The sequence below is a fragment of the Polyangium jinanense genome (assembly GCF_028435365.1).
Genome location: NZ_JAGTJJ010000067.1, coordinates 42,467 through 53,426 on the forward strand (window position 1 = coordinate 42,467; position 10,960 = coordinate 53,426).

Here is a 10,960-nt window from a genome sequence, read left to right on the forward strand (position 1 = left end):
GGTCATTTACCCGTCCATTTGGGGGTGCGTTTTTCCAGGAACGCCATCAGGCCTTCCCGCGCGTCGTCCGTCGAGAGCACGGCCCCGAGGCGCTCGCGCAAGAGAGGCAATGCGTTTTCGAGTGCAAGATCGGCCTGCGCGGCGAAGGCCTCGAGGCCGAGTTTGACCGTGATCGGGCTCTTGCTCGCGATCTGGGCCGTGATCCGCGCGACTTCGACGTCGAGCCCATCCGCGTCGACGGCCTTTCCGACGAGCCCGATCGCCGCCGCCTCGTCGGCCTCGAGTTTGTCGCCGAAGAGCATCATCTCCAGCAAGCGCCGCTGCGGTACGACGCGCGCGAGCACGGCCATGATCATCATCGGGAAGAGGCCCCGGTTGATCTCGGGCGTGCCGAGCTTGATCCCGCGCGCGGCGACCGCGAAATGGCAAGCCGCCACGAGCCCGACCCCGCCGCCCATCGCGACCCCGTTCACCCGCGCGACGAGCGGCTTCGGCGAACGCGTGAGCGCGAGCAGGAGATCGGCGTAATCCCCCTTCGGTGGCAATTCCGCCGAGGGACCGGACGAGCTCATCTGCGTGAAATCACCACCGGCGCAAAACGCGTCGCCCGCGCCCGTCAGGACGATCGAACGCACGGAATCGTCGTTCGCCGCATCTTCGAGCGCCCAAAGCAGCTCGTTCACCATCGCGGGGCCGATGGCGTTTTTCTTGGGCGGGTTTTTCAGGGTGATCCAGAGGGCGCCGTTCTCCTTCGCGGCGACCTCCAAAAACCCATAAGCGCGCGCCGTCGTCATCGCGGCGCTCCGAGCGAGAGGATCTCCCGCGCCTCCTCGACCGTCGCCGGCCGCCGGCCCACGTCGCGCACGAGCCGCACCGCGGTCTCCACGAGCTCGCCGTTCGATTTCGCCATCTCGCCGTTCGGCAGATAGAAGTGGTCTTCGAGTCCACAGCGGACGTTGCCGCCGAGCACGAGCGCCGTGGCGATCATGCGCCAGGCGCCGTGGCTGATCCCGATGACCTCCCACTCCGATCCGGCGGGCATGATCTTCGTCTGGAGCTGGAGCGACTCGACATGCGCCGGAATGCCGCCGAGCACGTTCACGATGAACGAGAACTGGAGCGGCGGCCGGAGCACGCCCATGTCGAGCAGCGGCGCCACCCCGTGCGTGTGCCCCGTGTCGAAGCACTCGAGCTCGGGCTTCACGCCCGCCTCGTTCATCACCTCGAGCAGCTTGATGATCTTCGAATAGGTGTTCGGAAACACCATATCGAAATCGAATTGCTTGCGCTTGGGCGAATACTTTGCGTAGTTCATCGTGCCCATGTTGAGGGCAGCGATTTCCGGTTTGCTCTCGCGCACGTACGTGCATTGATCGGACACGTCTTCGAGGATCGTGCCCGTCGAGAAATTGAGGATGATCGGACAGCGGGCGCGGACCTCCTCCTTGATGCGGGCGAAGACGGCCGGCGAGAAGGTCGGGCCGCCGTCGTCGTTTCGGGCGTGGATGTGCACGACCGAGGCGCCGGCGTCATAGGCGCGCTTGCATTCGTCGGCGATCTCCGCCGGCGTGTACGGAATGCCCGGGTTTTGCCTGCGATTGGCGAGGACGCCCGTGACGGCGCAGGTGACGACGCAGATATCGGGATCACGCACGCCGGGCTTCTTGGCTTCGCCCGTGAACGACGGCTTCTCCTTCATGGCTTCTCCTCTTCTTCCCCTGCGCGGGGTGCGCCCTCGACCTCGGATACGCGGCCCTCGACGTGCGAGACGACGCGCTTTTGCAGCTTGGTCAAGACCCGGAGCAAATGTTCGAGATCACTCTGCGACAAATCCGTGAGCGCGCTCCGGAAGATCTCCATGGGCTCGACCTGGATCTCCCGCGCGAGCTTCTGGCCCTTTTCGCTGAGCCGGATGTAAACGACACGCCGATCCGTGGTCGAGCGCTCACGCTTGACGAGCCCCTCGCGCTCCATGCGGTCGATGATCCCGGTCACCGTGCTGTTCTGGGCGCGGATGCGCTCGGACAGCGACGAGAGCGACAGGTCCCCGAGCTCCTGCAAGAGCTTGATGACGGTGAGCTGCGGGCCCGTGAGCCCGAACTGCGCCGCCAGGCCCTTCGTCAGGCGACGCGACTCGGTATAGAGGTAGATCATCGTCTCGACGATCGCATCCACCTCGGGCTTGGTATCGGGAGGGAGAGAGGCTGCCACGGATGTTTCGTGTACGAAATATCCGGGCCGGAACCAAATGTCAAGGAGGGAGTTTAAGCAAGCAAGCTCACGGCCTGAACGGCCGGAACCCCATCGCCCGCGTCCGGGCGAGCCGTTCGAGGAACTGCTTGCGGGTGAGGACGATGGCGCCGAGCGCCTTCATGTGCGGCGTCATCACCTGGATGTCGATCCAATCGCAGCCCGCCTTGCCGAGGTGATCCACGAGATACAAAAGCGCGATCTTCGACGCATTCGGCTCGAGGTGGAACATGCTCTCCGCCGAGAAATAGCCCTCGACGCAGACGCCATAAATGCCGCCCACGAGCGCGCCCGCCTCGTCCCATACCTCGACGCTGTGCGCGAAGCCGAGCCGGTGCATCTCCTTGTAGGCGTCCATCAGCTCCGGCGTGATCCACGTGCCGTCCTGCCCGGGCCGCGGGACCTCGGCGCAGCGCTCGATGACCGCGTCAAAGCCTTGGTCCACCGTGCAGCGGAGCGGGGTCTTCCGGAGCTCGCGGCGGAGGCTGCGCGAGAGATGGATCCGCGAGAAATCGAGGATCGCCCGTTCTTTCGGGCAAAACCAGGGCAGGACATCGAGCCCGTCGATCGGCCAGGGAAAAACCCCGCGCCGGTACGCCTCGACGAGGACACGCGGCTCCAGGCTGCCGCCCACGGCCACGATGTCGTCGGCGTCGATGCTCATGCTGGGTCTTCCGGAACGCCGGCCATACAAGCGCCAAACCCCCCCCAGGTCAAGCCTTGGAGCACGGCCGAATCCGGCTTATAGGCCAGGAGCGTGCCCGTCTTCGAGAAACGTACCCGGATCCAAGCCCCGCCCGAGGTGGTCTTCGCCTTCCACGAGCGTCCGGACGCGCTGAACCTGCTGCTGCCGCCGTGGGAACATGCCCGCGTCCTCGAACGCAGCGGTGGCCTGGAGAAGGGCGCGCGGACCGTGATCGAGACGTACATCGGTCCGGTGAAACAACGCCTCGTGGCCGTGCACACGGCATACGAAAAAGGGCGGATGTTCCAGGATACGGTGATCGAAGGGCCGTTCGCCCGATGGGTCCACACGCACACGATGGAGCCGGACGGCGAAGGCGGGACCTTCCTCGTCGACCACATCGATTACGCGCTGCCGCTCGGCCCGCTCGGCGCGCTGTTCGGGGGAGCGTTCGCGCGGCGGAAGCTCGAAAAAATGTTCGCGTTCCGGCACACGGTGACGAAAAAAGCGTGCGAGGGCTAAGGCTGTTGACGTTGGGGGCTCCGCTCCGCAAGCGGAGCTGTGCCCCCAAACCCCCCGTCAGCGTTTGTCCGGCGAACCTGTCCCGCTGCCTTTCTCGATCGCCGAGAGCTCGAGGAGCACGGCCTTGACGCGCGGATCCTCGGGATCGAGGGCCTGCGCTTTCTCGTACGCCTCGCGCGCTTCCTGCAACTTGCGCTGCTTGGCGAGGGCGTTGCCGAGGTTCACCCACGCGCTCACGAGCGCCGGATCGAGCGCGAGCGCCTCGCGGTAGACGACCTTCGCGCGTTCGAGGTCGCCCTTCTGCGCGATCGCATAACCGAGGTTCGAGCGGTACGTGGCGCGGCGTGGATCCCGCGCGACGGCGGTCTCCAGGCATCGAATCGCGCGATCCGTGTCGTTCAGCGTGAGCAGCGCGGTGCCGAGGTCGTTCTGGACGCGGGCGTCGTTCGGGGCGAGGCGCGCGGCACGCTCGTAGGCGCGGACGGCCTGCTCCCGCCGGCCGAGCGCGAGCAGCGCCGTGCCGAGGTTCGTCTGCCGCTCGGCCACGCCGGGCTCGATCTCGGCGGCGCGTTCGAGCTCGCGGACCGCCGGTTCGAGTTGCCCCGTGGCGACGAGCCCGACCCCGAGCGCGGAGTGCGCCTCGGCGTCGTTCGGCGAAAGCTCGGTGGCCTTGCGCAAGGCGGCGAGCGCGGCGTCGGCGCGGCCGAGGACGAGGAGCGCGCGGCCGAGCTCGAGGTGCGCCGGCGCATAGGCAGGCTCTTTTTGCAGGATCGCTTCGAGATCCTTCACCGCCTGGAGCAGCCCGGGGTGCGTGGGCGCGGCGCCGTAATCGACGGGCGCATCCTCGGCGGACAGGCGCGTCCGCACGAGGCCCACGACCGGCGCGGGATCCTTCGGCGCGAGCGTCTTCGCCTTCTTGTACGCCTTCTCTGCCGCCGGAAAATCCCCCTTCGCGAGCGCCTCGTCCCCGTCGGCGAGCGCCTTGTCCGCGGGCGTCCCCGTGCCGCGGGCGAGCTTCGACGGCGGCGGCTGCGCGGCCTCCTCGGTGGACACGGGCGCGTCGAGCGGGACCCCGGAGCCCGGGGGCGGCGCCGCGGGCGCGGGCGCGGAAGCGGAGGCCGGCGCGGGCGCAGGTGCGGAAGTCGTTGCGGAAGCGGTTACGGAACCACTTCCGTAAGTGGTAGGCGGCAGCGGTTGGGGAGGCGAAGGCGGGGGCTGCGTGGCGGGGCCGCAGGCGGCGAGGATCACGAGCGTGATCACGCCGCCGCGGCTTCGTCGGTTCTTCATCACAGCTTGTACGGGGTCATCGAATGCTCTTTGCCGTCGTAACGCAGGAGCACGGGCTTGTTGTCGAGCCGCGTCGCCACGGCCACGGGCCGTTTCCAGCAGCGGACGAGCGAGACGAGCGTCTCGCGCGCGTAATCGGCCCGAAGGTCCACGCCGCCGTGCTGGTGCTCGAGCAAGAGCTCGCCGCGATTCTGATGATTCGCGTCGACCACGCGGATGTACGGATCGCCGAAGTTCGTGAGCGAGAAGAGCAGCTTCTCCTTCACGTCGCGGAACTGACGGCTCTCGATCTCGAAACGATCGTTTCGCCCCGAAAAACCGAACGTGTAGAGCTTCTGCTCCAGCACGAATTCGGGGGTCAAGAACTCGTCGATGAACGTGACGTCGTTGTAGAGCGCGCGGACCTGGAAGATCTTCTGCCGGCCGAGCCCGAGGCGCATGTCCCAGCTCCGCTTCGCGTCGAGGTCGTTGCACTCCTCCCATTCGCGGCCGAAGCGCCCCTTGTTCCAGCGCTCTTCGATGTACCGGAAGAGCTCGACGCCGAGCTTGTACGGGTTCAGCCGACCCGGCGCCGTGGCCATGACGCCCGCGTTGTTGTCGGCGTAATCGATGATCTCCGAGGCATCGAGGATCTTCTCCGTGAGAATCTTCGAATGCCAGTACGCCGCCCAGCCCTCGTTCATGATCTTGGTCTGGCGCTGCGGCACGAAATAGAGGGCCTCGTCGCGGATGACCTCCAGAATGTCGCGCTCCCAGCGCTCGAGCGGCGCATGCGCGAGCAAGAAGCCGAGCACGTCGCGCTCGGGCCGCTCGGGGACCTTGCGCTCGGGTTTGTCCTTCGCGAGCTGCTTCTTCTTGGCCTCGATGTACTCCTCCGGGTTGATGAAGGATTCCATGTACTCCTTCGCCCGGAGCCGCGGCACCTCGATCGGCGTCTCGTCCTCCTCCTCGTCGCTCTTCTTCGCGGCGCCGCGGCCCGAGAACGGCTGCCAGGGATCGATGAGGTTTTCGAGGGACAGGCATCGATCGATGAAATCCTCGACCTTGTTGATGCCGTGCCGCTCGATGTGCCGCGCGACGCGCGAGCCGTGGTTCGCCATCTTGTCGATCCAGCGCCGATCGGGGTCGTACGGCGTCGTCTTGCGGACCGGATCGATGATGTTCCCCTTCTGATCGAGGTCGGTCGAGCGGAAGCAGAAGTTGTTCTTGAAGAAGTCCACGTGCGCATACACGTGGGCCATCACGAGCTTCTGATCCGTGAGCGAGTTCCCTTCGAGCAAATAGGCGTACGAAGGGTTGTTGTTGATGACCATCTCGTAGATCTTCGAGAGGCCATATTCGTAGCTCTTCGAGAGCTGCTCGTACTCCATGCCGTACCGCCAGTGCGGATATCGGCTCGGGAAACCGCCGTACGCGGCGATTTCGTTCATCTGGTCGTACGTCAGGATCTCGAAGATCACGGGGAAGAAGTCGAGGCCATAGTCGCGCGCCACGGCCTCGACGCGCTCCTGCGTCGCCCGCAAGTAGCGGGGGAGCGCGGTGTTCAGGGCAAACTTGCTCATCTCGCCTCTACGCCCCCTCTCTCACTTCCCCTTGCCCAGGAAATCCTTGATGCTCCCCACGATCCCGTCCTTGTCGCGGATCTCGCTCGTCACGACGCGCTCGTCGCGGCCAAAATGCTCGCGCAGGTCCTTGATGAACTGGCCCGAGCCGTACGGGCTCTCGACCTGGCCGTACGCGAACATGTTCGCCCGCGGCAAGACCCGGTGTTTCAGGACGTCCACGCACGAGAGCGTGTCGTCCATCGACCAGTTGTCCCCGTCCGAGAAATGGAACGGGTAGATGTTCCACTCGTCCGCCGGATAATCGGCGTCCATGATCTGCGCGCAGAGCTTGTACGCACTCGAGATCATCGTGCCGCCCGACTCGCGCGTGTGGAAGAACGTCTCCCGATCGACCTCGCGCGCCACCGCGTCGTGAATGATGAACCGCGATTCGAGGCCCTTGTATTGCTTCGTCAGCCAGGCGTCGATCCAGAAAGACTCGATTCGGACGATCTCCTTCTGCTCGTCGCCCATCGAGCCCGAGACGTCCATCATATAAATGATCACGGCGTTCGCGACGGGCTCGGTGACCGTCTTCCACGATCGATATCGCTTGTCGTCCGGGACGGGCACCACGACGGGCTTGTCGTGCTGGAACGTGCCGCTCGCGATCATGCGCTTCAGCGCCTCGCGGTACGTGCGCTTGAAATGGCGCAAGGACTCGGGGCCGACGCGCCGGATCCCCGAATACCGATCGTGCGCATTCGAGATCTTGTTCTTGCCCTTGTCCTGGATGTCCGGCAGCTCGAGCTCTTCGCCCAGGATGGCCGCCAGTTCGTCGAGCGTGACGTCGACCTCGAGGATGTGATCACCCGCGTCGCTGCCGGCCTGCCCTTGCCCGGGCTGCTTCTCGTCCCCGCCGTGGATCGGGTCGCCAGGGTTGCCATCCCCCTGCCCCACGCCCCCACGCTGCTTGTCCCCGTATCGGAACCGCGGGATGTCGATATGCGGGATGGGGATCGATACGAGATCCTTTCCCTTCCGCCCGACGAGCTCGCCTTGCGAAATGTACTTGCGCAGGTTCTGCCGGATCCTCCCGCGGACGATCTGGCGAAAACGGCCGTGGTCCTGGTCGATCTTCAGCGACACCTCGGAAGTGTAGCAGATCCGATCCAAGGGAGGCTCTTTCTGCCCGACGAACTGCGCGGCCGCCAAGCACGTTCCCCGCACGTCCAGCCTGGTCCACGCACGCGTCGCGTGCCCCGTCGCCCGCGCTCTCGATCGTCGGGTCGCTCACGCGGGCGCGGCCGTTCAGCGCGCGGAGCAGGCGTTCCGTGATCCACGCGATCGCACGGTGAATTGGGCGTCCAGGACAGGGCCTGTGATACGCTCCCAGGTGATGTCGCGGGGCACTTATTCCATAAGGATGCTTTGGTTCTTGCTGTCCTTCGTGGCCCTCGGATGCGGGGGTCGGGCGGAGCTGCTCGGGCCAGGACAAGGCGAAGGCGGCCAGGGCGGCCAGGGCGGCCAAGGCGGCCAAGGCGGCCAGGGCGGAGGCAATCCCTGCCAAGAGGACGGCACCCCCTGCCAGGACGGGAGCGCCTGTTGCAGTGGCACCTGCGAAAACGGGGCGTGTGGCCCAACCGCGTGTCTTCCCGACCAGGCGCCGTGCACGGACGCAAGCGAGTGCTGCGCGAAGATCTGCCAGAACGACCGCTGCGGCTTCAACCAGTGTACCCCCGACGGGTTCGGCTGCGAGACGAACGCCGATTGCTGTAGCTCGAACTGCATCGACAACACCTGCGGGGGTGGCGAGTGCGTCCCCGACGGCTTTTCCTGCGGCGAGCTCCTCAAGTGCTGTAACGGCCCCTGCCAGAACAACATCTGCGGGTTCAGCCAGTGCCAGCCCGACGGCGCCGCGTGCATGGTGGGCGCCGACTGCTGCTCGGGCTCCTGCCTCAACGGGAAATGCGCCATCGGGCAGTGCACCGCGAACGGCCTCATGTGCAGCTCGCCCGACGAGTGCTGCTCGGGCCTCTGCTCGAACGGCGTTTGCCTCGGCAAGCCGTGCACGCACGACGTCTGCGTGGTCGGCCCCGCGCTCGATCCTGGCTGCGGACCGTGCATCGAGTCGATCTGCAAGCTCGACGCGTTCTGCTGCACCACGAACTGGGACGGGCTCTGCGTGAACGCCGTGGACTCGGTCTGCGGGCTGAATTGCGGCGAGTGCACGGAGGATGGTCTGCCGTGCATGTCGGGGGATCAGTGCTGCTCGCAGCTCTGCAACGCGAACGGGACGTGCGGCCCGCTCGTCTGCGCGCCCGACGGCAAGCTCTGCCAGACCGCCTCCGATTGCTGCTCGAAGCAGTGCTCGAACGGCGTCTGCGGTCCGCCGCAGTGCAAGGCCGACGGCGCGATGTGCGCGAGCGCCGGCGAGTGCTGCACGGGACAGTGCTCGGACGGCGTTTGCGGTCCGCCCAAGTGCAAGGCCGACGGCGCGATGTGCGCGAGCGGCGGCGAGTGCTGCACGGGGCAGTGCTCGAACGGCGTCTGCGGCCCGCCGCAGTGCCAGCCCGACGGCAAGGCGTGCATGACGGCCGGCGATTGCTGCATGGGCGCGTGCACGAACGGCGTCTGCGGCAAACCCGTCTGCCAGCCCGACGGCGTTCTCTGCAACGTGTCGAGCGAGTGCTGCTCCGGGGTCTGCTCGGGCAACGTCTGCGGTCCGCCGCAGTGCCAGCCCGACGGCGAGATGTGCGCGAGCGCCGCCGACTGCTGCAACGGGCAGTGCACGAACGGGATCTGCGGCGCCTCGGCGTGCCCCTCGGACGGCAGCGTGTGCGGCGACTGCGTGGCCCAGAGCTGCTGCAACCAGTTCCAGAACTGCCTGAACAGCCCGACCTGCCAGAACAACGTGCAGTGCTTCCTCACGTGCGTGGCCGGCGGCTCGAGCCCGGGCCCGTGCTTCTTCCAGTGCGTGAACAGCCCGCAGGCCGTGCAGCTCCTCGTCTGCCTCGGGTCGAACTGCGGCCAGGGCGTCTGCTTCTAGTCGTGCCCGTCTCGCCCCTCCGGATCGCCACGGCGTTTTCCCTGCTCGTCTCGCTCCTCATCCCGGAAAACGCCGCGGCCGAGCCGCCCACACCCGCCGAGTCCGCGCTCCTCCACGACCTCGATAAGATCGTCGAATCGAAGGCGAACTCAGGCTGGAAGATCGATCGGTACGAGCTCGAAACGATGATGCCGGACGCGCTGCAGAGCCTCTGCAACACGCCGGAGACGGCGCGGCTCGACGCGCTCACGAGGCAAGCGCGCGAGGTGGAGTCGCTCGGCGGGCCTGTCGCCGAGGCCTATCGCAAGAACGGCGGGAAGCTCAGCGGGCTGTCGGATCTGCTCGCCGCGACGCGGGTGCACGATCTGCTCACCGAAGCCTTGAAGCGCGCGCCCGCCGAGTGTCCGTTCTGGATCACGCCGAGCCCCGCGTTCCGTGGTCTGCAGACGGACGCGCATCGCTTCACGCTGAACCTGGAGACCGACGGGCTCTTTCTGCTGCGACGAAGGGAGGGGACGTTCCTTCCAGGCGCGGGCGGGCTCGGTCGGCTGCTCCTCGGGCGCGGGCTGTCGGAGCGGTGGACGATGCTGTTCGGCCTGGAGTTCGGCGGCTGGGCGCTGATCGAGCAGAACGAGGGCGAGACGAACTTCCCGCTGGAGTTCATCGGCGCCACGCCGTTCGTGGTGCGTCACGTGCGAACGACGTGGCAGTTCGATCTCGAGCTCGCGCCCGTCGTGTTCCTGACGCAGTCAGATCTAAGGCCGAGCGCAGGCGGCCGCGTGGGCGTGGCGGTGGGCGTATCGACGCTGCGAATCCGCGGCATCATGCCGTGGGCCGGCGTGCAGCTCTCGACCGAGTTTTTCCCAGAGAACGGAGTGCGCGGATCCGTGATGGTGCTGAAGGGCGGCGCGCGCGTGGGCTTCGACTGGGACTTTTAACCCCCGCCAAACGAACGGGAGAACGCGAGGCCCCACCAGGCAATGACGCGCGGCGAGCCGCCCTGATCAAAGATCACAGGGCCGATGCCGATGCCAGGCGCGACAGAGCGGAGCTCGTCGCGGAGCGCTCGCACGGGCCAGCCATGTCCCTGCGCAGGATCGTCGTACCGGAACACGAGCGTGGGCCCGCCATCGAGCGACGAGTCCGCGCGCTCGATACGGAACGGCGCGACGCGGCGGCCCCCCTTGAGGAGGTTCCACCCGATCTCGCCCTCGATGGCCTTGCCCTCCCAGGGCAAGAGGTCCGTCGCAAGGAGGCGAACGAGGCTCCGAACCGCGAGGAACGCGCCAGGCGCAGCAACGAGCGCAAGGACGCGCCCCCGGCCTTCACCGATCGAAGAGGGATCGAGGGAGCTCCCAGCCGCATAGATGCGGCGGAGCGACTCAGGATGCCCGCCAACGAGCTCGTCGAGCGACCGAACCTGCGAGACGACACGACCGGGCTGCACTGCCTGCATGAGCCGGCAAGTCGCACGGTTTGGGACGCGCAGCAACGCGGAAGCTCTCTTGGCGACGCCGCGCCGGGGCGCTGCCCCGGGCCCCGCGGGGGCTATTCGCCCCTCGACCCGAACCAGGGCAAGCCCTGGACTCGAGTTGGAAGAACTGCGCGATGCGCAGTTCTTCC

General features: G+C 66.8%; 11 protein-coding genes. 3 read left to right on the forward strand and 8 right to left on the reverse strand.

Annotation, left to right across the window (positions count from 1 at the left end; genetic code table 11):
- Positions 1-2: 2 nt before the first annotated feature.
- The 4 genes from KEG57_RS47570 to aat all read right to left on the reverse strand — a co-directional run bounded on the left by KEG57_RS47570 (position 3) and on the right by aat (position 2,914).
- A complete protein-coding gene (locus KEG57_RS47570) occupies positions 3-794 on the reverse strand; it encodes an enoyl-CoA hydratase/isomerase family protein (RefSeq protein ID WP_272422675.1) in 792 nt (263 codons plus the stop codon).
- Positions 791-1,699 (reverse strand): beta-keto acid cleavage family enzyme, encoded by a 909-nt coding sequence (locus KEG57_RS47575; protein WP_272422674.1) that lies wholly within the window; start codon positions 1,697-1,699, stop codon positions 791-793. The genes KEG57_RS47570 and KEG57_RS47575 overlap by 4 nt, the downstream gene beginning before the upstream one ends.
- On the reverse strand, positions 1,696-2,211 hold the full coding sequence (locus KEG57_RS47580) for a MarR family winged helix-turn-helix transcriptional regulator (protein WP_272422673.1): 516 nt from the start codon (positions 2,209-2,211) through the stop codon (positions 1,696-1,698). The genes KEG57_RS47575 and KEG57_RS47580 overlap by 4 nt, the downstream gene beginning before the upstream one ends.
- Before the next feature lie 67 nt (positions 2,212-2,278).
- Entirely contained in the window at positions 2,279-2,914 is a 636-nt protein-coding gene (gene aat / locus KEG57_RS47585) for a leucyl/phenylalanyl-tRNA--protein transferase (RefSeq protein ID WP_272422672.1), read from the reverse strand.
- A gap of 93 nt (positions 2,915-3,007) precedes the next feature.
- On the opposite strand from aat, the gene KEG57_RS47590 reads away from it, so the two are divergent.
- Positions 3,008-3,457, forward strand: a complete 450-nt coding sequence (locus KEG57_RS47590; protein WP_272422671.1) for an SRPBCC family protein — start codon at positions 3,008-3,010, stop codon at positions 3,455-3,457.
- A 57-nt stretch (positions 3,458-3,514) separates the two neighbouring features.
- On the opposite strand, the gene KEG57_RS47595 is transcribed toward KEG57_RS47590, so the two are convergent.
- From KEG57_RS47595 to KEG57_RS47605, 3 genes are read right to left on the reverse strand one after another with little or no spacing between them, the layout of a single operon-like run.
- Positions 3,515-4,744: a tetratricopeptide repeat protein gene (locus tag KEG57_RS47595; protein WP_272422670.1), complete on the reverse strand. Its 1,230-nt coding sequence runs from the start codon at positions 4,742-4,744 to the stop codon at positions 3,515-3,517.
- The gene (locus KEG57_RS47600; RefSeq protein ID WP_272422669.1) at positions 4,744-6,306 is read right to left on the reverse strand and encodes a SpoVR family protein; all 1,563 of its coding nucleotides are present in this window, start codon (positions 6,304-6,306) and stop codon (positions 4,744-4,746) included. The genes KEG57_RS47595 and KEG57_RS47600 overlap by 1 nt, the downstream gene beginning before the upstream one ends.
- Positions 6,307-6,327: 21 nt before the next feature.
- Positions 6,328-7,437 (reverse strand): DUF444 family protein, encoded by a 1,110-nt coding sequence (locus KEG57_RS47605; protein ID WP_272422668.1) that lies wholly within the window; start codon positions 7,435-7,437, stop codon positions 6,328-6,330.
- 289 nt (positions 7,438-7,726) lie between these two features.
- Between KEG57_RS47605 and KEG57_RS47610 the strand changes: the two genes are divergently transcribed.
- Both KEG57_RS47610 and KEG57_RS47615 read left to right on the forward strand, forming a co-directional pair.
- Positions 7,727-9,337 (forward strand): hypothetical protein, encoded by a 1,611-nt coding sequence (locus KEG57_RS47610; RefSeq protein WP_272459758.1) that lies wholly within the window; start codon positions 7,727-7,729, stop codon positions 9,335-9,337.
- Positions 9,338-9,339: 2 nt separating this feature from the next.
- Positions 9,340-10,275, forward strand: a complete 936-nt coding sequence (locus KEG57_RS47615) for a hypothetical protein (RefSeq protein WP_272459759.1) — start codon at positions 9,340-9,342, stop codon at positions 10,273-10,275.
- Here the strand turns inward: KEG57_RS47615 and KEG57_RS47620 are convergent.
- Positions 10,272-10,793, reverse strand: coding sequence for a hypothetical protein (locus tag KEG57_RS47620; protein WP_272422665.1), 522 nt, complete (start codon positions 10,791-10,793; stop codon positions 10,272-10,274). The genes KEG57_RS47615 and KEG57_RS47620 overlap by 4 nt on opposite strands.
- Between the last annotated feature and the right edge of the window lie 167 nt (positions 10,794-10,960).